A 22,975-nucleotide genomic window follows, 5' to 3' on the forward strand; every position below is an offset into this window, starting at 1 on the left:
GTCCAGGCAAGATGTATTAAAAGGTTCGATCATAACAAGATAGCCGTAATTGCATTATAATTTATAAAAATTCTCTAAAATTAAATTATTACAAAATACATAAACAAATTTAGCTTTAACTGCTTGTGCTAATATAAATTATCAATCCATGAAAAGCACAAAATCAGACGTTCGCGAAAACAACAACAAAAAACAGGAAAACCTAGCGCTGCACACTGAGGATAGCACAGGGCAACCAATGACCACAAACACAGGTTTATTAGTTAACAACGACACAAGCAGCCTTAAAGCCGGCGAACGCGGGCCTTCTTTATTAGAAGATTTTTACCTGCGCGAAAAAATTACTCATTTCGATCATGAGCGTATACCTGAGCGCGTTGTACACGCCCGCGGTGTGGCTGCCCACGGCTATTTCCAGGCTTATGATAGCTCATTCAGTAAATATACCCAGGCAAAGTTTTTAACAGATCCCTCGCGACAAACGCCTGTGTTTTTGCGATTTTCAACAGTCGCAGGCTCGCGTGGATCGAGCGATTTAGCAAGAGATGTTCGGGGGTTTTCAATAAAATTTTATACCGAAGAAGGAATTTTTGATATGGTAGGCAACAATATGCCGGTGTTTTTTATCCAGGACGCCATAAAATTCCCCGATTTAATACACGCTGTAAAGCCTGAACCACTTAACGAAATCCCGCAGGCTGCATCAGCACACGATACTTTTTGGGATTTTATCTCGCTGACACCGGAAGCTATGCACATGATTATGTGGGTAATGTCTGACCGGGCCTTACCGCGAAGCTTACGCATGATGGATGGTTTTGGAGTACATACCTATCGTTTTGTTAACGAAGAAGGCAAGGCTACGTTTGTAAAATTCCACTTTAAGCCAACGCTGGGCGTACACTCGGTAGCGTGGGATGAGGCACAGAAGATATCAGGTAAAGATCCCGATTTTCACCGCCGCGATTTGCACGAAGCCATTGAAGCAGGCGCGTACCCCGAATGGGAGTTTGGGGTACAGTTAGTTGCGCAGGAAGATGAGCATAAATTTGATTTCGATTTGCTCGACCCGACCAAACTTATCCCCGAAGAGTTGGTGCCGGTACAACCGATTGGTAAGTTGGTGCTTAACCGCAACCCGGATAATTATTTTGCTGAAACAGAGCAGGTGGCATTTCACCCCGGCCATGTTGTGCCGGGTATTGATTTTACCAACGATCCGTTGCTGCAAGGCCGCCTGTTTTCGTACACTGATACGCAACTTACCCGCCTTGGTGGCCCTAATTTCCAGGAAATACCAATTAACCGGCCATTAAATACCGTTCATAACAACCAGCGCGACGGACACATGCGCCAGCAAATTAACCAGGGTAAAACAAGCTATCATCCAAATACCGTAGGCGGTGGCTGCCCTTTCCAGGCAATGATGAAAGATGGCGGGTTTAAGCACTTCGAGGAGCGGGTTGAGGGTAGCAAAATTCGCGCCCGCAGCAAAAGCTTTATGGACTTTTTTAGCCAGGCCACCATGTTTTTCAACAGTATGAGCGAGCCCGAACAAAGCCACCTGGTCGATGCACTTCGTTTTGAGTTAGGAAAAGTTGATATCCAGGACATCCGCAATCGTATGGTCGGTTTGTTAACTTTTGTCGACAAAACATTGGCCAGGCGTGTGGCTGAAGGCCTGGGTATGGATGTACCTGAGCCACAGCAGCCCGTAAACCACCAGTTGGGCGCGGACGCTAATCCAAAAGATTATGAGCCGGTGTTCAAAAAACCTGCAGTAGAAAAATCTGCGGCTTTAAGTATGGCCAACACAGCAAAAGATTCAATTAAGACCCGGCAAGTTGCTTTCCTGGCGGCTGGTTGCGTGGATGCTGATTCGTTGGCATCGGTAAAGAAAGCCCTCGAAGCCGAAGGTGCGGTTGTACGGGTGGTAGCCCCGCATAATGGCTTTATTAAAGACTCGGCCGGTAAACAAATTAAAGTTGATCAAAGCTTTTTAACGGCTGCTTCAGTTTTAGTTGACGCAGTTTACGTACCCGCCGGGCAAAAAAGTGTAACGGCCCTTTTAAATGAGCCAGATGCCATTCATTTTATAAATGAAGCCTATCGCCATTGTAAAGCAATAGCGGCCGATGGTGAGGGCGCTGATTTGATTAAAGCCACCTACGTTGGGGCCAAGCTCAACAATAAGGCCGGCAATGACGCCGTTGCCGGAATTGTGATAGGAAATGGCGGTAATGATTTATCTGCGGCCTTTATTGATGCTATAAAGCAACACCGCTTTTGGCAGCGTGAGAAAAAGGACAAGATACCTGCCTAAACCAAAAGGGCCGACTAATATTCGTTATCGGTCGGCCCTTTTAATTACAGTTGATGTTTCTTAAATTCTAAAAATTAGCTCTCAAAGTTACCCCATATGTCCGCGGGTTACCCAGGTGGGTCGCGCCAAAATCATAAGCATAATCAATGTAGGTTTTATTGGCAAGGTTGTGTCCCCAAACAAACACCTCATAGTTTTTAAGGCTTACACCTGCGCGGGCGTTGAAAATGTTGTAAGCTTTTTGCTCAATTTGGTTAGCCAAATCAAAATATTCGTTGCCAAGGTAGCGCCACTCGCCGCGGGCTACCAGGCGGGTGGTGTGGGTATTGTCAAGCTCGTAAGTATATTGTAGGGCCAGCATTGATGAAACCTCCGGCGTATAAACCTGGTGATTGCCTTGTAAGTTTACTGCGGTGCCGTTGCTGGCCACCAGCAGGTCCTTGTAGCGGGCGTGGGTGTAGCCAAAATTATAATCTACATCCAAACCTTTAAATAAAGTAGCGGCAATTTCGGCTTCAATACCTTTGCTTTGCAGTTTGCCGGCGTTTTTGGTTACGGTAATGGCATCAGGCAGTACCAGTGTTGGCACCTGGGCATTGTTTACAAAAGTGTAAAACGCAGCAATGTTTAATCTTACCCTTTTATTAAATAGCGTGTTTTTTGAACCGATTTCGTAATTATCACTGTATTCAGGTTTGTAGGCATAAAGCGGGGGCTGCGATGGATCGGAGCCTAATTGACTGATTCCACCTGCGCGAAAACCACGACTATAACTTGCAAACAGGTTGTTATTTTCAGATACATGGTAAGCCACGGTTAACTTCGGCGTAAATGCTTTGAAGTTTGCTTTTGATGAGGTATCCGCCTGGGTTACCATTACGTCGCCGCCATCAGGTTGGAATTCGCCTTTAACTTCTTCTTTTTTGTGCTCTAAATCATAACGCAAACCGGCTGTTATGTCCCATTGCGGATTGATAGTATAAACAACCTGTCCGAACGCAGCAAAGCCATAATTGTGTTCAATGTTGGTATTGATGCTGGTAAAATTAGGAAATGGGGCGCCTACAGCAGCAGCGTCTGCACCGAAATGGGTGCCTGTTTTGGTAGGGGCGCTTCGGTAAAATCCATAAAGGCCTGCGGTCCATTTTAAAGGCGACTGTGAAGATGCCGGCGAACTGAACCTGAATTCCTGCGTACCAACTTTTACAGTGTTCCATTCGCTGCCATAGTTGTTTATTAACGATACAGCATCAATAGGAGAGAAGTCGCCGTCGATAGGTGTGGTGTAGTACCGGTAGTTTTTCTGGTACGATGTTACCGATGTGAAATTAAAGCCGCTTCCTGCATAGTTTGCCGATAATGAAGCATTGAAAATGTTATCGATAATTTTTGTTGTGGCATTTTGGTCAACCTTAAACGGATTACTTATCGCATCGGCCGGGCTGCCAGCTAACGTGAACGGGCCGTTATTCCGGTTCTCGTAGTTCTTTACATTCAGCGTAAATGTCAGCTTTTCGTTAGCCAGGAACTTGAGGTAATAATTACCTAAAAAATAGTGTTGTTTATCAAATTTGGTGTTATTAAACTCGTTGGTGTAAAAACCGTTAAAGCCAGAATAAACACCGGCAACACCCAAAAATAACTTATCCTTTATCAGCGGCGTGCGTAAGCCCAGGCTGTAACGTTGTTCGCCGTAGTTGCCAAACTCTGCTTCGGCAAAGCCGCTGGTTTGGTTCGATGGCTTTTTTGTAATTACGTTAATAACGCCACCCAAAGCATTACGGCCATATAAAGTTCCCTGTGGGCCACGTAAAACCTCGATGCGTTCTACATCAAAAAGCTGCGGGATATAGGTATCCAGGCTAAACTGGTTTATGCCGTCGATATAAGTTACTACTGCAGGGTCGTATGAAGTGGTTGCGATACCGCGTAAACCGGTAACGTTGCGGTTGTCACCCGGACCGGCCGAGTACAGGTTAGGCACAATGCCGGTTATATCTTTCAGATTTTGCAGGTGATACGCCTGCACATCATTTGCCGAGAGGGTTGACACGCTTACCGGCACCTGCTGCAATTGTTCTTCACGCTTTTGGGCGGTGATAACTACTTCATCCAGCTGTTTACCGGCATCCTGTAGGTTTATGTTGAACAACTGGCCTTTACCGCTTACGCTAATAACCTGGCTGCGTTCGGCATAGGCTGTGCTAGTAATATGCAGTGTGTAAGTGCCCTGCGGAATGTTGTTAATAGTGAACTCGCCTTTAGCATTGCTAACCGTGCTGTAATTGGTGTTAAGTAATGCTACAGATGCACCGGCAACCGGCTGCGAATTGGCGTTGTTGATAACACCCGAAATAGAAGAAAGATTTTGTGCGATTGCCTGGCAATAAATAGCCAGCATAAAAAATAGGGGGAATAGTTTTTTCATCAGAAAATTAGTACAAATAGTGTAATGTGCGGCAAATTTAGCGACACTACGGTGGATAAATAAAAAAGCAGGATAATTATTACTAACTATCCTGCTTACGGTTTTTTGCTGGTTTTATTGCTTAAGCGATAAAATCCAGCTGATTATTTTTTGTGCGTCAGCTTGTTTAAGGGCAGGGTGGGCTGGCATCGATACGTCACCCCAAACTCCCGTACCACCTTCTCTTACTTTTTGGGTAAGGTGGGCCATTGAAGCTTTGTTATTTGGATATTTTTTTGCCACATCTGTAAATGCAGGGCCGATAGATTTTTCACTAACCTTATGGCAGGTTTTACAGTCAAGCGTAAGCATTAAAGCTTTGCCCGGGCTGTTTGCATTCAGATTGCCCAGGTTTGATACCATGCTGCCGGGCATAATGTTAACCTGTTTACTTTTTACAGTTGCGGCCTGGTCGTCGGCAACGTCAACAGTGGCATTGAAATTTCCCTTTTTTGTATATGTGTAAGTAAGTCTTGGTACGGCTGTCTTTTTAGTTACGCCATTACCCAAATCCCAGCTATAGCTCATTTTGTCGCCTTCCGGGTCTTTGGCTTTAACAGTAAACGTTACGGTTAACGGTAAAGCGCCAAAGGTTTTGCTGGCTGTAACACCGGCAATATCTGGCGCACGGTTACCACGCAGGTAATCAATCCTTGATAAACCGGCGTCGGCGTTTTTGGTGAACCAGCCGCTACCATATTCCAGCATATAAAACCTGCCATCCGGACCGGTTTCCATATCAATGGCCGAAGCGAATTTCAAGGTTGGCACAAATGGTTCCATTTTGTCGAAATCGCCGTTCGGCTGCAGAGTGATGGCTTTTATCCAGCCGCGTATCCAATCGTACATAATAACTTTGTTATTATAATAGTCGGGGAAGCGGGTTGCTTTTGGGTAAAATTCGTTATGATAAACAGGCCCCGCCATTGTGGTACGGCCGCCGGATCCTACTTCAGGGAAATCAGTTGAAGCTGCGTAAGGGTACCAGATCATTGCAGGTTGCGCAGGCGGCAGTTCGCGCAGGCCTGTGTTGTTTTTTGAGTCGTTTATCGGGTGTGCCGGGTCAAATGCCGCGCCTGATTTACCGGTAGCATAATCGTAAGCACGGTAAGGAATATTCGGACCTATGAAAAACGGCCAGCCGAAAAAGCCTGCCTGGCGTGCCTGGTTAAACTCATCGTAACCGCGGGGCCCTCTTGTATCAAGGCTGTCCTTGTTGGCATCCGGGCCAACTTCACCCCAGTATAACCAGTTTGTTTTTTTGTCAACCGCAATACGGTAAGGGTTCCTGTCGCCCATTACAAAAATTTCAGGGCGGGTATCCGGCGTTCCTGGTTTAAATAAATTTCCTTCGGGGATATCGTAAGTGCCATCAGGCTTCATTTTTATCCGCAGGATTTTACCGCGCAAATCGTTGGTATTGCCAGCCGAACGGCGCGAATCGTGGTTTTGTAATCCCGGACGGTCATCAAGCGGGGCAAAAGCATGCGTGTTATAAGGCGGCCTGCCGGGCTCATCAAACGGAGTTGAATTATCACCGGTAGAAAGAAACAGCATGTTATCCTGGCCAAAGGCAATTGAACCACCGGTGTGGCAGCAAATTTCGCGCTGCGAATAAAGCTGCAGTACTATTTTTTCTGTTTTATTGTCGATGGTGTCGTTTACAAAAGTAAATCGTGATAAACGGTTTACACTGGTATCAGTTGGGCTGTAGTAAATATAAACGTAATGATTATCCTTAAAATTGGGGTCGGCCTGTATACCTAAAACACCTTCTTCGGCATTAACGCCTTTGGTATGCGTTTTAAAGTATGCATTTAAAAAACCGGCCTGTTTAATTGTTTTCGTATCGTTTTTGTAAAGCATTATTTCGCCGCGGCGCTGCGTAATCAGCACATCAAGGTTCGGTAATACGGTAAGCTCGGTTGGCTCATAAAAGGTGCCGGTAATCAGCTGGGTCTTTACAAAGCGGTTATCCTCGGGTACACGCTCGGTAGTTACCTTACCATAGTTCAATTTCACATGGTCACCAATAGCATATTTTATACCGCCTAAAATATGTTTTAAGTAAAGCGGGTCGCCGTACGATTCGTCGGTATGGCCCAGTTCGGTGTACCAGGCACGGCCCCCTTCAAAACTATGGTACCATGCCATCGGATGGTTTGCGCCATTGATGCCGCCTTTGTAGCTGGTTTCATCAATGGTGATAAGCACATGCATATCTTTAATTAAATCCTTGTAGTTATACCATTCGTCTTTGCGTTTCCACTCGGCAGGTAAATGTTTGGTTGAGATGTGGGTACGGTCTAGAACGTGCAAAACGGCTTCCTGTTGCGCGGGGTGGCTTACAAAGTAACCACCTACCAAACGACCGTACCAGTGCCAATCGTACTCGGCATCAGCGGCAGCGTGGATACCTACATAACCACCGCCGGCTTGAATGTAACGTTCAAAATCATTACGCTCATTAGCAGTAAGCAGGGGTCCGGTTGTGCTTAAAAACACCACCGCGCTGTATTTTTTCAGGTTGCTTTCAACAAACTTTTTATCGTCGGACGTGGTGTCAACATCAAAGCCGTTTTCTTTACCCAGTTGCGTAATAGCGGCCACACCCAACGGGATTGACGCATGATGGAACCCGGCAGTTTTGGTGAATACCAGCACCCGGGGCTTTATGGGAGCAAAACCCAAAAACAAAAGTGGAACAAATAGAAGTAACGTAAATTTAAGGCGCATTGACTTTATTGTTTAATGATGAAAATATCCGGTAATTATTATTGGTTTTACGGCGCGTAATTTAGGCAAAAAACCATTTAAAAATGCGTAAAAAGCATAATTGATACTTAATTGTTACTTATACAGTTACTAGGGAGATTTTTTGAAAAAAATACAAAGAAACGACGTGTCTTGTTGACACATTGATACCACAGGTGCAGTAAATGGAGTGAAAAATACGATTATGTTAACGGTGAGGTTTTTTTACGCGATGTTGGCTACGCATATCAGGGAAATCATCCCCTCAGCTTATCCAGCAAATCGCTCAATTGGCCGGCTTCTTCTTCGGTAAGGTTATCTTTAAGGAAATCTTTTATTTTAAATTCTTCGTCCATTATGGCGAGCGTTTTAAGGCCTTGTTCACTTATGCGGATGTCGACTGCACGGCGGTCTTTGGTGTTGGTGCAGCGGGAAACAAGGCCTTTTTGCACTAGCCTGTCAACAATGCGCGATGCATCCGACATTTTATCAATCATCCTTTCCTTTAGCAGGTTTACCGTAGCTGGGTTTGGATATTGGCCCCGTAAAATGCGCAGGATATTGAATTGTTGAATGGTTATATTATTTTTTTCGAACAATGAACGGGTTTCGTTATTTACCCAATTATAAGTATATGAAAGATTAATAACCGCCTTGTGATAGTTATTTTCAAATTTGCTGCTTTGTATTTCGTCGTCTATGCGCATGGGGTTAATATTAATCAGAACCGAGGACCAAGAGCCAAGAATCAAGAGCCAAGAAAAATTAAGTGACGAAATTTTTCTGTTGTAACCCAATCTTAACTGAAGCCGGTCTTGATTCTTGGCTCTTGACTCTTTTTTCTCAACACAAATATCTTTAATTATTTCTTAACATTATTATCGTGCTTTGGTTTTCCGAAATCCCAGGGGCAGTTAAGGCACTTGTTTTTGCAGCAATAGCCGCGTTTAAGATGGTATTCTTTGGTGAAAACAAAATTGCCATCTTCATTTATATAATAATCAACGCCTTCTATCAGCATATCAATTTAAAATTTTTACAACGATATCATCGCCAAAATATTTTTCAAGGTGTTTGCCATTGCCGTGCAGTGTCCATATTTGTTTGGGGTCAACATTTTTAACCGCCTGCAAAATGTCGTTCCAATCCACATGATCCGATATAAACAATGTGTCCTGTTTATTTACCTGCAGATTTTTCCAGCCCGATGCAAACAAACGCTTCACGCCGGTAGCTCTTATATAACTGTCAAAGGTAAAGGGCGGAACGATGTAAACAAATTCTTCCTGGTTTTTCATCAGTTTGCGGCCGTAAATTTCGTGCTTCCCTAGAGTTATCCCCATTTTTTGATAGATGGCATTAATGGGCATGATCCGGTGGTGAACCAAAATCTTTTTTTGCGGTGCATGCTCACTTATCATGTTTATTAAACGCTGGCTTTTGCCGAGGCCGTAGGCGCCAAGTAAAATATTAAGTTGAATATCGTTCAGTTTTTTTATCTCCTCAACAGGGTCCGGATGCAAAATGGCAGGGTCGGCAAAGGTGCTCTCGGTAATCAGTACGTCGGCGTTAACCCATTCAATAGGTTCGCAGGTCGTGTCAGGTTGTACTTTGTAATCGCCGGTGTATAAATATTTAACGCCATGGTATTCCATTAAAACCTGCGCCGAGCCCAGCATGTGCCCCGCCGAAACGAAGGTTATCTGAACCTTGCCAACATTAAATGGGGCATGGTAATCTGCTATATTAAAAATCTTACCTGCATTTTTACCATAGCGCAGCTTCATAAACGCATGAGTCGCTTCGGTACAAAATATGTTGGTATTGCCGGGCAATGCGTGGTCGGCATGGGCGTGAGATATTACTGCATTTGTAACCGGTAATTGCGGGTCCAAATAAAAGTCACCGTATTTGCAATAGAGGCCGTTGGGATTGAAAATAAGAAAATCGTCTAATATCATTAGGTCATTGAGTCATTAGGTCATTGAGTCATTTTTTTGTATGTGGGTCTTAAGAGGTAAATTCAATGACCCAATGACAAAAATTTATGGTGCAATTCCAAAACCTGCGGTATTACCAGTTGTACATCGTCATTAACAATTATAAAATCGGCCAGGGTTGACTTTTTTTCTTCTGAAAACTGCTTTGATTCACGGCTTTCAATCTCTTCCCGGGTTAAGTGGTCGCGTTGCATTACCCTTTTTATACGGGTTTCAAAGGGAGCCCGGATGGTGATTGAATAATCGCACATTTTGTACGAGTCGCTTTCAAACAGTAATGCGGCCTCTTTTAAAACATAAGGTGCATCGGCTTTAACGTTTTTTACCCATTCGTCAAACGCCCTGAAAGTTGCCGGGTGCACCAGTGCATTTAGCTTGGCCAATTGCTCTGCATCGTTAAAAACAATACCTGCAATATGCTTGCGGTTCAAAGTGCCATCATCAAAATACGATGAATTGCCAAATGTTGATTTAATCCCGGCAATCAGTACCGGGTCGGAAACCATTACCGATTTTGCCGCGTCATCAGCATAAAAAACAGGAACGCCCAATACTTCAAACACCTTGCTTACAGTGGTTTTGCCGCTGCCTATATTACCGGTTAAGCCTACTTTAAGCATTATTTTTTAATAATAAAGTCGATGTTTTGGGGTTCAATCTTCACTATTTTGGTGAACGCAGGTGATTTGAAAATTACCACCGGCAAAGTCTTATAACCACGTTTGCGCCAAAGATCCAGGTCGGCTGTAGCCTCAAAAAAATCTTCGTCGGTTTGGGCGTATTTTGCCAATGAGGTGGTAAATGTAACCTTTACCTTTTGCGGAAAGACTTTTACATCGTCATAGTTACGGTTGTTAACCAGCTTAACGGGTATCTCCAGGGTTTTTTCGGTAAATTCATCAACAGGGATGTTTACCTGTGTGCTTTTGGGCACAACGCTTAAATTGCCCTCTTTTACCGGCTGTAGCGTTACACGTTTGCTCACCGTTTCGCTAACGCTGTCCATTTGCAGCGTATCTGTTTTCCAGGATGTAATGTTGTCAATAACATTGGCCGGGCCGTTAACAATAACATAGGCCGGGTTAAGGATAATATTGCCCGATTGAGCGAACTGGCGTTTATATTTTACCGCGCTCACCAATTCAATCGGTATCCTTTTTACTTTCCGGTTCGAAAAATCAAAGTAAAGCGTGTCGGGGCTAAAGCCGGTAATTTGCTGGCTAATTTCTTTTTTATCATTAATCAGGCCGAGCTGTGAGCTTAGTACCACGTAGCTTTTAGTTTCGAGGGTCCTCAGGTCAATGGTAATTGTGTTTGCTTCTTTATGCATTTTAGCAAACAGCATTTGCCAGCCACTCCCGTTAAGGGTGGCATTCACCGTGTCGGACTGCAGTGAATGGAAAGCCCGCCTTTGCGGCGTATTTTTAAAGTTTAAGATCTCTTTAACGGTATAACTATAGCTGTTTGACAATACAGTAAATACCCACGCCAAAATGGCCAGTACCAGGCATGTAAAAAATGCTGATGCCCGCCTTCGTTCTGTTGCAGATAATTTGATTATTGCCATTTTTAAAGAGAGGTTAAAGGTTAAAGGCGAAAGGTAAAAGGTGAGAACCATGCCTCGCCTTTTACCTTCCGCCCTTTATCTTTTTTAAATACGGGCTACTTTAACCTTTCGCCCTTTACCTTTTGCCTTTTATCTAAGCTTTCGTTACCACCGGCGGCGTATTCAATGCTTTAGACGCTTCTAAAGATATCGCCGACTTATCAAAACGGATTTTACCATTATCAACCTCTACTAAAAAGGTGGTTTCGTTAAGGTCAATAATTCTTCCGTGGATGCCGGCAGTAGTTACAACCTTGTCTCCTTTTTTCAGTTCGTTAACGTATTTTTTTTGGTCTTTTTGCTTTTTAACCTGTGGCCTGATCATAAAGAAATAAAACACTATGGCAATTAGTCCAAATACTACTAATTGCTGCACACCAAGGCCACCGCCTGCGGCTTGTAATAAAACAGTTGCTATCATTTTAAATTATATATTTATTAGTTAAGTGTTACCTCGCCAATTAAATGCACCCGCGTTTGGGCCGGGTTGGTATTGGCAGTAACTGTAATTTGCTTATCCTGCAAACCAAGTTTGCCGGCGCTGTCAAAAGTGACGTGTACATTGCCGCTTTCGCCCGGTTTAATAGGGGCTTTTGGCACTTCGGGTTTGGTACAGCCGCAAGTTGCAACCGCATCGGTAATAATCAATGGCGACTTACCTGTATTAGTGAATTTAAAATCGTAGGTAACTTTGTCGCCGCGTTTAATTTTGCCAAAATCCCGGGTGTCTTTTTCAAATTTCAATACCGGCGCGTCTGCAGCATTTGCAGTGGTGGTGTTTGCACTTGCCCCGGTTTGGTTCGAGTTGCAGGCAGTTAACAACATTCCTGCCGCTATTAAGCTTAAAAACAGTTTTTTCATTATTTTAATGATATTATTCCTCAATTAAACCCCTGCCGATTTTCTTCACTTTGTTTTGTGCTTTAAGGTCGGCTAAAATTTTGTCTAATATACCGTTAATAAACGAATTACTCTTTGGCGTACTAAACTCTTTCGAAATCTCCAGGTACTCGTTTATAGTAACTTTTACAGGTATTGACGAGAAGTTGGCAAACTCGGCAATTGCCATTTTCATCAACAATGTATCCATCATGGCAATACGGTCGGGCTCCCAGTTCTGGGTTTTGCCGGTTATCAGCGCCTGGTATTCATCGTTATGGCGTATGCTTTCTTCAAACAGGTTTACAATAAATTCGCGGTCTTCATCCCAGTTTCCTGTTACTTCGGCCAGCTTGTTTTCCTGTGGATTGTCAAATGAGAAGTTTTTAAATGTTTTTGCAATCAGCGCCTGCAGTACATCCTTATCAACCGGCCAGTATAAAAACTTATCTTCAAAAACCTGCTCGGCTAATGGCGATTTTAAAATCACTTTTTTGAAAATGAATTTAATAATGTCTTTATCAGTTTGTATGGTATCGCCGGTTTTTTTCAGGTATTCCTGGTAGTCTTCCGATTTTTTAAGAAGGATAAATAGCGACTTTACCAGCTCGGGCTCAAAATCCCATGCCACTTTATATTTTTTCAGGCCGGCTAAATATTCTTTGTTTTGATGTAACGAGAGAATAAACCTGTTGCTTAATATTTTAAGATTAGCATTCAGGTCGTCGGCTGTGGGTAAGTGCTTGGTTGCCCTTTCTTCGGCATCATTTTCAGCATAGCTCGTCACTTCTGATATTAATGACAACATCCAGATATACATTTCATATACCTTGTCAATTGTTATCAATAAATTTTTTTCATGCTGCTTGATGTCGCCGCTGTTTGATTGGTGATAAGCGTATAACGACTGAAGAACTTTTACCCTGAGGTGTCTGCGGTTTAACATTTTTATAAGAACGAATTTGTTTCGGCAAAAATAAAGGAATTCTGTTGAATTTTAATAGGTTGATTTCACTTTTTTTATATCTGCAATGCGTTTTTCAGCAATTTTGTTTGCCGCCTCTATGGTAGAAATACTTTCGGCTTTCGAAAGTTTTAAAACATTGCGCGTAGCTTCATAAATATTTTCGGTAAGCTGCATGGTCCTTTTCTTGCTAAAGCCCATCAGTTCCGAGTAACAGTTGATAATTCCGCCTGCATTTATCACATAGTCAGGCGCAAATAAAATGCCTTTGTCAAGCAGCATTTGCCCATGGATGCTTTCATCTTGCAGCTGGTTATTGGCCGAGCCGGCGACAATGGCGCATTTTAGTTTTTCGATGGTTTCGGTATTAATGGTTGCCCCCAGTGCACACGGTGCGTAAATATCGGCGTCGATATCGAAAATCTTATGATTTGAAACAGCCTCGGCATTATATTTTTTTGACACCTGGCCCAGGCGCTCCTCGTTAATATCGCTGATGAAAACCTTGGCGTTTTCGTCGCGCAGCAGCTTTACCAGGTTTTCGCCTACCTGACCAATTCCCTGCACAATTACCGATTTACCGGTTAATGTATCAACCCCATAAAGTTCCTTTACGCATGCCTTTATTCCCATAAAAACGCCAAGCGCAGTAATAGGGGATGGGTCGCCGCTGCCGCCAATGGTTTCTGGTACACCCATAACGTGTTGCGTTTCCATACGGATGTACTCCATATCGCGCGGGTTGGTGCCCACATCTTCAGCTGTAATAAATTCGCCGTTGAGGTTTTTTATAAAACGGCCAAATTTGCGCAACAGGGCCTCAGATTTATCTTTTCTTGAATCACCTATAATAACGGCTTTACCACCACCCAGGTTAAGACCAGCAATAGCAGATTTGTAGGTCATACTTTTTGACAGGCGCAACACATCATACAAAGCATCAGCTTCGGTTTTGTAGGCCCACATGCGCGTTCCGCCCAGGGCAGGACCCAGCGTGGTATCATGAATGGCGATGATTGCTTTTAAGCCGGTATCCGGGTCGCTGCAAAAAACAACTTTCTTGTGCCCGTAAGCCTCGAGCTGGCTAAAAATTGATTCACTGGGGTTTGAATTTGGCATCAGTAGCGACAAAGTAAATTATTTTTGTTAGGGCTCCGGACAAAAGTAGAGGTTTTTTTTATAGACGCAAATTTTTTGTTGGGGAGGAGACGGGAAAGTCTGAAGTCGGAAGTCTGAAGTCTGAAGTCGGAAGTCCGGAAGTCTGAAGTCTGAAGTCGGAAGTCGGAAGTCTGAAAGTCCGGAAAGTCTGAAAAGTCGGGAAAGGCGGAAAGTTGCTTAATTCTGAGTTTGATGCATATAGTTTGGACAGATTGTAATCTTTCCGGCTTTACCTGCCAGCGTATTGAATATTTAAATCCAATATCCTACTTTTGGTCTTTTCCGACTTTTCGGACTTTCCGGACTTTCGGACTTTCTTCTTATGAAAGACCTCGCATACCTCAATAAATTCTTCGTTAAATACCGCTGGCACCTTATCCCGGGCGTGCTGTTTGTTATCATTTCAAACATTTTTGGCATCCTACCGGCAAAAGTTATTGCCCAGGCTCTTGATTTGGTTACAGAGAATATTGCCATGTACCGCCTGTTTTCCGGTTTTAACCGGCAGGGGCTTATTTACCAGATTTTTGGCTCCAGCTTATTGCTGTTTGGCGCGCTGGTACTGGTTTTAGCACTATTACGGGGGCTGTTCCTGTTTTTTATGCGGCAAACCATTATCCTGATGTCGCGGCATATCGAGTTTGATCTTAAAAACGAGATCTATCACCACTACCAAAAACTATCACTTGCCTTTTACCGCCGCCATAACACAGGCGACCTGATGAACCGTGTAACTGAAGATGTAAGCCGTGTACGCATGTACCTTGGGCCGGGCATTATGTACACTATCAATACAGTGGTGCTGTTTATTATGGCTATATATGTAATGCTCACGGTGAATGTATCGCTGGCAATTTGGTCGGTGCTGCCATTGCCTATCCTGGCTGTTATAATATACTATGTAAACAATACCATTAACTACCGCAGCGAAAAAATACAACAGCGCTTATCAGCGCTTTCCAGTTTTGTGCAGGAGAATTTTTCGGGTATCAGGGTAATCAAATCATATGTGCGCGAAAGGAATGTGAAACAGAAGTTTGCAGCCGAGAGCGAGGACTACAAAACCCACTCAATGGAACTGGTTAAAGTACAGGCCATGTTTTACCCCGTTATGCTGCTGCTGGTGGGGCTAAGCAATGTAATTACCATGTATGTGGGCGGCGTTGAAGTAATGAAGGGTAACATCACACCCGGTAATATTGCTGAGTTCATAGTATATCTTAATATGTTATCGTTCCCGGTTATTGCGCTGGGCTGGGTAACATCTTTGATTCAGCGGGCGGCCGCTTCGCAAAAAAGGATAAATGAGTTTTTGAGCCAGCAGTCCGAAATTATTTCGCCAAATGTTGCAAAAGTACCGGTAGCCGGGCATATTGCTTTTAATAATGTATCGTTCGTTTATCCTGATACAGGCATACAGGCGCTGAAAAATGTGTCGTTTGCGGCTAACCCCGGCGAGATGATCGCTATTATTGGCCGTACGGGTTCGGGTAAGTCAACCATAGCCAATTTGATAATGCGGATGTATGATACCACCGGCGGTGAGATTTTGATTGACCGGCAGCCAATAACCGGCCTCAATTTGGAAGGCTACCGTTCGCAAATTGGCTTTGTGCCGCAGGAAGTATTCCTGTTTTCAGACACCATAGCCAACAACATTGCCTTTAGTGCCGATGTACTTGAGATGGACAAGGTAAGCCAGGCCGCAAAAGACGCTGCAGTGTATGCAAACATAATGGAATTGGAGGATGGCTTTGAAACGTTGATAGGGGAGCGGGGAGTAACACTTTCGGGCGGGCAAAAGCAGCGGGTATCAATTGCAAGGGCGATAGTTAAGCACCCGCAAATACTTATTTTTGATGATTGCCTGTCGGCGGTTGATACCCGGACCGAGGAAGAAATATTGAGCAATTTGGGCCGGAATATGCTGGGAAAAACCAGCATCATAATTGCCCACCGGATATCGACCATAAAAAATGCAGATAAAATTTTGGTGATGGATAACGGCGAAATAATTGAACAGGGTACCCACAATTACCTGATGGAGCAGAAGGGTACTTATTTCGAGTTGTATGAAAAACAACTGCTTGAAGAAGAAGAAAGTGCCTGAAATGTGTTGAAAATTCGAATAATTTCAACAAAAGCTTAATAATGTTGGAATAAATACTTGCTCTTTGAAAAATTATTTATATTTATGCCAACCAAAACTAGTTACGACATTTAATATTATGGGAGATTTTGAAAACAGAGAGCGTGAAGAGGTTTATTCAAAGAAGGTAAGGGCGGGGAAGCGGACTTATTTTTTTGACGTAAAGGCGACCCGTTCAAACGATTATTATGTTACTATAACCGAAAGCAAAAAACGGTTAGAGGACGGCGTTTTTATCAAGCACAAGATTTTTTTATATAAAGAAGATTTTGAAAAATTTGCTGACGGCTTGAAGGATACCATTGAGTATATTAAAGCTAACCAGGAAGTAGTTGAAAAACGCTACGAATACAGCGAAGCCCAGGAAGTTGCTAAAACAGCCGATGAGGACTTCTCATTCGAGATATAAAGAGAAACAAACTAACTAAACTAACCATTTTTAAACCCCTGCCTGTTAAACAAGCAGGGGTTTTTTTAGAGGTATTTGTATAATGCGTTACCGGTGAGATACGGCAATGCCGATGATAATTCCAACCACAATTTCTAAAGCATAAAGGCAAAGTATAACTATTGTAACAATACCCCAAAGTTTAAAGAACGATTTTAGTTTCCCTAGAGCAGTTGTAACCTGTTCTGAGTCGCCAAAGCTGAGGCCTTTTTTAATTTTGGAACCAAACTGGTATAAATAGAGGGCGAAGAAAAAATAAAGGATATCAAACAGAATAAAAACTGCTGTAACGACACCCCCTACGGCGGCTGGCATTGCTGCGTATATCGGCGATATCTGGGCCATCATGGTCATTAGTGTCCCTACAAAAAGCGATAGGATAAGAAACAGGCCACACATTACAAAGCCTATGATTCCTAAAAAATTGGCCCATTTGCCCGATTCGCGGAGGTAAGTTTGCGCTTCAGGTGTTAAAACCAGCCCCGCGCCCGGGTCCACAAAATTTTCCGTTGTTTGCATTTATTGAATTGTTTTAGAGTTTTAGATTACACTAAAGTTAAAAACTATCAATAACTAAACAACACGCGTCGAAAATTATTTGTGATGCGCTATGTGATGTATTAATATGTCGTGCATTATCAACGAAGCAATAGAAAAATAGATAATAAGCCCGGTAACGTCAACCAGGGTGGCCACAAATGGGGCCGACGACGTTGCAGGGTCGAGTTTTAAACGCTTCATCAATATTGGCAGCATTGAGCCAGCCAGCGAACCCCAAAGTACTATACCAACTAGCGAAATACCGACAGTGAACGCAATTAACAATGAGTGTGGCCCGTAAATTTTGCTGAATGAGGCCCATACTTCAATACGTAAAAAGCCTATAGTGCCCAGTATGGCGCCCAGCATGAGGCCCGAAAGTATTTCGCGGCGCATTACCCGCCACCAGTCTGCTATAGTTACCTCGCCAAGGGCCATGGCCTGTATAATAAGTGTCGATGCCTGCGAACCACTGTTTCCACCGCTCGACATAATGAGCGGGATAAAAAATGTAAGTTGAATTACTACTGCAATCTCATCGTTGAAATACTGCATAGCGGTCGAGGTAAGCATCTCGCTTAAAAAAAGAATGATCAGCCAGCCTACCCGTTTTTTTACCAGTCTGAACAGGTTAATGTCCAGGTAAGGTTCATCTAAAGCCTCGGTACCACCAATTTTCTGAATATCTTCGGTATATTCTTCATTGGCTATCCACAAAATATCATCAACCGTTACAATTCCTAACAATATATTTTGCGAGTCGACCACCGGTAAAGCCGTACGGTTATTCATCCTGAACACATTAATGGCATCTTCCTGCGGATCGCTTGCGCTTAATGATATCAGGCGGCCGTCCATCAGATCGGTAATTTTGGTTTCAGGTTTTACCAGCAATATTTCGCGTATCCTTATATCGTCCAGCAAAACCCCGCCTTTATCAATCACATAAATAACATCAATCGTTTCTGAGTTTTTACCATAGCGCCTGATGTGCGATAGTACACGTTCCACATCCCATTCTTTTTTTACGGCGATATAGTCAGGCGTCATCAACCTGCCTACAGAATCTTCCTCGTAGCCTAAAAGCGATAACGCTTCCTTGCGGTCGGCAGGAGATAAATGCAGGATAAGCTTTTGAACGGCATCGCCATGCAGTTCGGCGAAGAGTGAAGTACGGTCATCCGGCGGGAGCTCATTTATTAGCCCGGCTACTCTTTCGCCCGAAAGTTTTTTGATAATACGCTCCTGTGTGGGGAAATCGAGGATACGGAAAACATTTACTGCGCGGTTTAGCGACAGCGTTTCAATAAACAAGGGGCCATTTTCGGGAAGTTCACCTATCAGCTCTTCAACATCTGATATATTCAGGCTGTTCAAATATTCCTGTAGCTGGGCTTTGTCCTCATTTTCCAACAATACATTTATTTGGTCAACCATCTCTTCCATAAAAAAGCCTCCTTTTACATATTTATTTTTGCCTCATTTTGTGCCGCCGCAAAAGTCGTTTATTTTTTCAAAAACCGGGCAATTTTTTCTGTTATCTTTGCAGCTTTTTAGTGAGGGGTTGATTAAGTTGATTAGGTTGATTGAGTTTGTTTTCGCCCTCGTCAATTCTTAACTCAATCAACCACTCACCTAATCAACTTAATCAACTAATAATGGGACTTCAATGTGGTATAGTAGGTTTACCAAACGTGGGTAAATCAACTCTTTTTAATTGTTTGTCGAATGCTAAAGCGCAGGCGGCCAACTTTCCTTTTTGCACTATCGAGCCGAATGTGGGCGTAATAACCGTGCCGGATGAGCGCCTTACCAAGCTTACCGAAATAGTTAATCCTAAAAATGTGGTGCCAAATGTTATCGAGATTGTTGATATAGCAGGTCTTGTTAAAGGCGCCAGCAAAGGCGAAGGTTTGGGCAACCAGTTTTTGGCCAATATACGCTCAACCAATGCCATCATTCACGTTTTACGTTGCTTTGATAATGATAATGTGATTCACGTTGATGGTTCTGTCGACCCTATCCGCGATAAAGAGATTATCGATACCGAACTGCAGCTGAAAGATTTGGATTCAATAGAAAAGAAAATCCAGAAGGTTGAAAAAATGGCCAAAACCGGCGGCGACAAAGAAGCGAAAAAGACCTTTGATGTGCTGACTGTTTACAAAAACCATTTGTTGTCAGGCAAATCTGCCCGCACGGCTCCTGTTGCCGAAGAAGACAAAGAATATATTGAAGATATATGGCTGTTAACTGCCAAACCGGTAATGTATGTTTGCAACGTTGACGAAGCTTCAGTTAATACCGGTAATGCTTATGTTGAACGTGTTAAAGCAGCTGTTAAGGAAGAAAATGCCGAGGTGCTGATCATATCGGCACAAATTGAATCAGAAATTTCGCAGCTGGAAACTTACGAAGAGCGCCAGATGTTTTTGGATGATTTGGGTTTAACCGAATCGGGTGTAAACAAACTGATAAAGGCTGCCTATAAATTGCTTAACCTGGCAACTTACTTCACCGCTGGTGTTCAGGAAGTACGCGCCTGGACAATTACTAAAGGCTTTACTGCCCCGCAGGCAGCAGGCGTAATCCATACCGATTTTGAAAAAGGCTTTATCCGCGCCGAGGTAATTAAATTTGAAGACTTTGTGAAATTCAACGGTGTTGAGGCTACCATCAAAGAAAATGGCAAGATGGGTATTGAGGGCAAAACCTACATTGTGCAGGATGGAGATATCATGCACTTTAGGTTTAATGTGTAAACCTGTTTAATAATAATTCTTTGTCATTCTGAGCGATAGCGAAGAACTATCTCTTGAGCATAGCGAAAAATCTTATACTTGCGATAGGTATCAAAGCGACAAGTCGCGCGAATATCTATCAAGCGTGAATGTCGCGCGTTGAAGATTTTTCGCTATCGCTCAGAATGACAAATTGATTATTTCCGTGCGTCAATTTTAACCCATCACCATATTTTTTTTACCTTTACGGCCATTAAAACTACCTATGGCCGCTTTTAAATTCTCCGTAAAAAACGTTTCTGTTTTTATCCTCTTATTCTTCCCGTTTTTACTGGCATCTGCACAAACCAGTTTCGAGCTAAACCAGGGCTGGAAATGCCAAAAAATCAGCGATGTAAAAGCTGATGGACTGAAAATTTCAAATACTGATTACCAAATTGACAACTGGCTGCCTGCCACAGTACCCGGCACTGTATTAACTACGCTGTTGAATAATAAACTGGTGCCCGATCCTTTTTGGGGGATGAACAACGCCCGCATAAAAGATATTTTTGATACCGATCGCGATTATTACACCTATTGGTTTGTTAAAGATTTTACGCAGACTGCGGCAAATGGCAATAACCAGGTTTATCTGAATTTAAGGGGCGTTAATTATAGCTGCGAGGTTTATTTAAACGGTAAAAAAGTAAATAGGCAAACACACTTCGGTATGTTTTTGCGGCAGACTTATAATATAACAGGGTTAATAAACAAAACGGGCAGAAACCGCCTGGCAGTATTGGTTTATCCGCCAGACCCGGTTGGCAACGCCAATGGCGGCCAGGGTGGCGACGGGCAGATCGCCAAAAATGTGGGACTGCAATACACAGCCGGCTGGGATTGGATACAACCCATGCACGACCGCAACACCGGCATCTGGGATAAAGTGACCATTGAAACCACCGGGGCTGTAAGAATTACCGATCCGCATGTAATAACCGTTGTGCCGGGGGTAAGGCAGGTTGAGGGTAAACAGCAGCCTGCAATAATTAAATCATCGGCAACTTTAACCAACCCAACCAGTAAAGCGGTAAGTGGTGTGCTGCAATTTAATATTGACGGGCAGCGGGTGGTGAAAAATGTAGTTGTAAAACCCAATTCGTCAATAGACGTTAACCTGGGCGATTTGGTTTTAAACAATCCTAAGTTATGGTGGCCAAATGGCTATGGGAAACAAAGCCTGTATAAAAGCTCCATCCAATTTAATATCGCCAACAAAGTTTCTGATAAAACAGAGGTAAACGTTGGGGTAAGGGAAATACAGACAAGCTGGAACGAACAAACCAAAAGCCGCCAGGTATTGGTTAACGGCCAAAAAATATTTATAAAAGGTGGTAACTGGATCATATCCGATGCCATGCTGCGCTTTTCGGATGCGCGGTATAATGCTGAGGTGCGTTTTCACCGCGATATGAACCTTAACCTTATCCGTGTTTGGGGTGGGGCCTTGGTTGAGCGGCCGGAATTTTACAACGCCTGCGACGAGTCTGGCCTGCTGGTTTTTCAGGATTTTTGGATATCGGGCGATGCCAATGGCCGCTGGATGGACCCAATGAAAAAAGACGACCAATGGGTTCGCCGCAAATACCCGGATGACCATAAACTGTATGTACAATCGCTTATTGACCAAATAAAGCTGGTGCGTAACCATCCGTCGTTGGCAATATGGTGCGGTGGTAACGAGATAACCCCGCCCGAAGATATACTGCTGGCAGTTCGCGATACCATTTTACCGAAATTAGATAACACCCGCTGGTTTGTTGAATATTCAAATTCTGATAAAATGTCGCTCAACACACTTGGCGGCAATGGCGATGGTCCGTATGGAATCCAGCCTGATTCGGCATTCTGGAAAGTCCACACGTTTCCGTTTAACTCCGAGATCGGCTCCGTGGGCATTAATGATTTTGAATCGTTAAAACGCTTTATACCTACCGGCAACCTGGTAGCGCCGGAGTTTAATGCTGACAATAAGAAAAAATCAAAAGTCGATTCTGTTTGGGATTACCATAAGTATATTGGCTACGATGCATCTATCGAGCCTTATGGCAAGGCTACCGATGCCAAAGATTTTGCAGCGAAGGCACAGCTGGTTAACTATAACCAGTACCGCGCGCTGATGGAAGGTTTCAGCAACCGGATGTGGGATTGGTATACAGGTGTAATCATCTGGAAAACTCAAAACCCATGGACTGCTATGCGCGGGCAGATGTACGACTACTATCTCGATCCCAATGCCTGCCTCTATGGCCTCCACAGCGGCAGCGAACCACTGCACGTAATGTATAACCCGCTTGATGGCATGGTTACCATCGTAAACAATACCTTCACCACCCGCCGCGATTTAATGCTATCAGTTAAAACCTATGATATACAAGGCAAAGAACGCCTGCTTACCCAGGTTTTTGAAGAAATACAGCCGCAATCCGTTAAAGGTTTTATCCCGATGAAAGAGGGCATCGATAATCTCGCCAAAAAAGAAGGCGTTTTTCTTTCGCTGCGTTTAACTGATGTAAACAAAAATATTGTAAGCGATAACCTGTACTGGTTGCCCGATGAAAAAGGCGTTTACTCCGGTCTTAAAAAGATGGCGGCATCGCAATTGGAAACCGTTGCCAGGCAAATTGCGCCAGGAACAGTAGAAGTTACCCTGAGCAACCCTTCGAATGCACCGGTAGCATTTTTTAACCGCCTCTCATTAGTCGATGCGCAAAGTGGCAACCGCCTGTTGCCGGTGTTTTATAGCGATAACTATGTGTCGGTATTGCCCGGTGAGCACAAAACTATTACTATAAATTATGATGCCGGTAAATTTAAAAATGTGCCTATTGTTAGTGTAGGCGGGTGGAATTTGAAAGAGCAAATCATAGCTACAAAATAGAACTAAACGGTATTTTAAGGTGA

General features: G+C 43.5%; 18 protein-coding genes. 5 read left to right on the top strand and 13 right to left on the bottom strand.

Annotation, left to right across the window (positions count from 1 at the left end; all coding sequences use genetic code 11):
- The first annotated feature begins 148 nt into the window (after positions 1-148).
- Positions 149-2,323, top strand: a complete 2,175-nt coding sequence (locus tag NAF19_RS17515) for a catalase (protein ID WP_252791543.1) — start codon at positions 149-151, stop codon at positions 2,321-2,323.
- A gap of 67 nt (positions 2,324-2,390) precedes the next feature.
- Here NAF19_RS17515 and NAF19_RS17520 read toward each other — a convergent pair whose 3' ends face one another.
- The 11 genes from NAF19_RS17520 to NAF19_RS17570 form a co-directional block, all read right to left on the bottom strand.
- On the bottom strand, positions 2,391-4,751 hold the full coding sequence (locus tag NAF19_RS17520; RefSeq protein WP_252791545.1) for a TonB-dependent receptor: 2,361 nt from the start codon (positions 4,749-4,751) through the stop codon (positions 2,391-2,393).
- A 114-nt stretch (positions 4,752-4,865) separates the two neighbouring features.
- A complete protein-coding gene (locus NAF19_RS17525) occupies positions 4,866-7,526 on the bottom strand; it encodes a ThuA domain-containing protein (RefSeq protein WP_252791547.1) in 2,661 nt (886 codons plus the stop codon).
- A gap of 275 nt (positions 7,527-7,801) precedes the next feature.
- Complete coding sequence (locus NAF19_RS17530; protein ID WP_252791548.1) at positions 7,802-8,251, bottom strand: MarR family winged helix-turn-helix transcriptional regulator; 450 nt, start codon at positions 8,249-8,251, stop codon at positions 7,802-7,804.
- A gap of 155 nt (positions 8,252-8,406) precedes the next feature.
- Positions 8,407-8,565: a C1orf53 family protein gene (locus NAF19_RS17535; RefSeq protein WP_252791550.1), complete on the bottom strand. Its 159-nt coding sequence runs from the start codon at positions 8,563-8,565 to the stop codon at positions 8,407-8,409.
- A gap of 1 nt (position 8,566) precedes the next feature.
- The gene (locus NAF19_RS17540) at positions 8,567-9,505 is read right to left on the bottom strand and encodes an MBL fold metallo-hydrolase (RefSeq protein WP_252791552.1); all 939 of its coding nucleotides are present in this window, start codon (positions 9,503-9,505) and stop codon (positions 8,567-8,569) included.
- Positions 9,506-9,567: 62 nt separating this feature from the next.
- Positions 9,568-10,164 carry a dephospho-CoA kinase gene (coaE, locus tag NAF19_RS17545; protein ID WP_252791554.1) on the bottom strand — a complete coding sequence of 199 codons (597 nt, stop codon included), beginning with the start codon at positions 10,162-10,164 and terminating at the stop codon, positions 9,568-9,570.
- A complete protein-coding gene (locus tag NAF19_RS17550) occupies positions 10,164-11,111 on the bottom strand; it encodes a CdaR family protein (protein ID WP_252791556.1) in 948 nt (315 codons plus the stop codon). The genes coaE and NAF19_RS17550 overlap by 1 nt, the downstream gene beginning before the upstream one ends.
- Positions 11,112-11,244: 133 nt before the next feature.
- Complete coding sequence (gene yajC / locus NAF19_RS17555) at positions 11,245-11,571, bottom strand: preprotein translocase subunit YajC (RefSeq protein ID WP_252791558.1); 327 nt, start codon at positions 11,569-11,571, stop codon at positions 11,245-11,247.
- Positions 11,572-11,588: 17 nt separating this feature from the next.
- A complete protein-coding gene (locus tag NAF19_RS17560) occupies positions 11,589-12,011 on the bottom strand; it encodes a DUF1573 domain-containing protein (RefSeq protein ID WP_252791560.1) in 423 nt (140 codons plus the stop codon).
- 13 nt (positions 12,012-12,024) lie between these two features.
- Positions 12,025-12,975, bottom strand: coding sequence for a transcription antitermination factor NusB (nusB, locus tag NAF19_RS17565; RefSeq protein ID WP_252791561.1), 951 nt, complete (start codon positions 12,973-12,975; stop codon positions 12,025-12,027).
- Between the two features lie 51 nt (positions 12,976-13,026).
- Positions 13,027-14,112 carry a Glu/Leu/Phe/Val family dehydrogenase gene (locus NAF19_RS17570; protein WP_252791563.1) on the bottom strand — a complete coding sequence of 362 codons (1,086 nt, stop codon included), beginning with the start codon at positions 14,110-14,112 and terminating at the stop codon, positions 13,027-13,029.
- A gap of 361 nt (positions 14,113-14,473) precedes the next feature.
- Between NAF19_RS17570 and NAF19_RS17575 the strand changes: the two genes are divergently transcribed.
- Together NAF19_RS17575 and NAF19_RS17580 are read left to right on the top strand one after the other, a co-directional pair.
- A complete protein-coding gene (locus NAF19_RS17575; RefSeq protein WP_252791565.1) occupies positions 14,474-16,261 on the top strand; it encodes an ABC transporter ATP-binding protein in 1,788 nt (595 codons plus the stop codon).
- 118 nt (positions 16,262-16,379) lie between these two features.
- Positions 16,380-16,709 (top strand): DUF3276 family protein, encoded by a 330-nt coding sequence (locus NAF19_RS17580; protein WP_252791567.1) that lies wholly within the window; start codon positions 16,380-16,382, stop codon positions 16,707-16,709.
- 87 nt (positions 16,710-16,796) lie between these two features.
- Here the strand turns inward: NAF19_RS17580 and NAF19_RS17585 are convergent, their stop codons facing one another.
- Entirely contained in the window at positions 16,797-17,267 is a 471-nt protein-coding gene (locus tag NAF19_RS17585; RefSeq protein WP_252791569.1) for a DUF5362 family protein, read from the bottom strand.
- 75 nt (positions 17,268-17,342) lie between these two features.
- Positions 17,343-18,734, bottom strand: coding sequence for a magnesium transporter (gene mgtE / locus NAF19_RS17590; RefSeq protein ID WP_252791571.1), 1,392 nt, complete (start codon positions 18,732-18,734; stop codon positions 17,343-17,345).
- 212 nt (positions 18,735-18,946) lie between these two features.
- On the opposite strand from mgtE, the gene ychF reads away from it, so the two are divergent.
- Positions 18,947-20,050 (top strand): redox-regulated ATPase YchF, encoded by a 1,104-nt coding sequence (gene ychF / locus NAF19_RS17595; RefSeq protein ID WP_252791573.1) that lies wholly within the window; start codon positions 18,947-18,949, stop codon positions 20,048-20,050.
- Between the two features lie 244 nt (positions 20,051-20,294).
- On the top strand, positions 20,295-22,952 hold the full coding sequence (locus NAF19_RS17600) for a glycoside hydrolase family 2 protein (RefSeq protein ID WP_252791574.1): 2,658 nt from the start codon (positions 20,295-20,297) through the stop codon (positions 22,950-22,952).
- The last annotated feature ends 23 nt before the right edge of the window (positions 22,953-22,975 follow it).

The organism is Mucilaginibacter flavidus (assembly GCF_024055575.1).
Taxonomy (GTDB): domain Bacteria; phylum Bacteroidota; class Bacteroidia; order Sphingobacteriales; family Sphingobacteriaceae; genus Mucilaginibacter; species Mucilaginibacter flavidus.

Excerpts from the sequence above, each read along its gene's own strand:
- nusB (WP_252791561.1), bottom strand. The coding sequence starts at position 12,975 with ATGTTAAACCGCAGACACCTCAGGGTAAAAGTTCTTCAGTCGTTATAC.
- NAF19_RS17530 (WP_252791548.1), bottom strand. The coding sequence starts at position 8,251 with ATGCGCATAGACGACGAAATACAAAGCAGCAAATTTGAAAATAACTAT.
- NAF19_RS17535 (WP_252791550.1), bottom strand. The coding sequence starts at position 8,565 with ATGCTGATAGAAGGCGTTGATTATTATATAAATGAAGATGGCAATTTT.
- ychF (WP_252791573.1), top strand. The coding sequence starts at position 18,947 with ATGGGACTTCAATGTGGTATAGTAGGTTTACCAAACGTGGGTAAATCA.
- NAF19_RS17525 (WP_252791547.1), bottom strand. The coding sequence starts at position 7,526 with ATGCGCCTTAAATTTACGTTACTTCTATTTGTTCCACTTTTGTTTTTG.
- NAF19_RS17560 (WP_252791560.1), bottom strand. The coding sequence starts at position 12,011 with ATGAAAAAACTGTTTTTAAGCTTAATAGCGGCAGGAATGTTGTTAACT.
- NAF19_RS17515 (WP_252791543.1), top strand. The coding sequence starts at position 149 with ATGAAAAGCACAAAATCAGACGTTCGCGAAAACAACAACAAAAAACAG.
- NAF19_RS17570 (WP_252791563.1), bottom strand. The coding sequence starts at position 14,112 with ATGCCAAATTCAAACCCCAGTGAATCAATTTTTAGCCAGCTCGAGGCT.
- NAF19_RS17540 (WP_252791552.1), bottom strand. The coding sequence starts at position 9,505 with ATGATATTAGACGATTTTCTTATTTTCAATCCCAACGGCCTCTATTGC.
- NAF19_RS17585 (WP_252791569.1), bottom strand. The coding sequence starts at position 17,267 with ATGCAAACAACGGAAAATTTTGTGGACCCGGGCGCGGGGCTGGTTTTA.
- mgtE (WP_252791571.1), bottom strand. The coding sequence starts at position 18,734 with ATGGAAGAGATGGTTGACCAAATAAATGTATTGTTGGAAAATGAGGAC.
- yajC (WP_252791558.1), bottom strand. The coding sequence starts at position 11,571 with ATGATAGCAACTGTTTTATTACAAGCCGCAGGCGGTGGCCTTGGTGTG.
- NAF19_RS17575 (WP_252791565.1), top strand. The coding sequence starts at position 14,474 with ATGAAAGACCTCGCATACCTCAATAAATTCTTCGTTAAATACCGCTGG.
- NAF19_RS17600 (WP_252791574.1), top strand. The coding sequence starts at position 20,295 with ATGGCCGCTTTTAAATTCTCCGTAAAAAACGTTTCTGTTTTTATCCTC.
- NAF19_RS17520 (WP_252791545.1), bottom strand. The coding sequence starts at position 4,751 with ATGAAAAAACTATTCCCCCTATTTTTTATGCTGGCTATTTATTGCCAG.
- NAF19_RS17550 (WP_252791556.1), bottom strand. The coding sequence starts at position 11,111 with ATGGCAATAATCAAATTATCTGCAACAGAACGAAGGCGGGCATCAGCA.
- coaE (WP_252791554.1), bottom strand. The coding sequence starts at position 10,164 with ATGCTTAAAGTAGGCTTAACCGGTAATATAGGCAGCGGCAAAACCACT.
- NAF19_RS17580 (WP_252791567.1), top strand. The coding sequence starts at position 16,380 with ATGGGAGATTTTGAAAACAGAGAGCGTGAAGAGGTTTATTCAAAGAAG.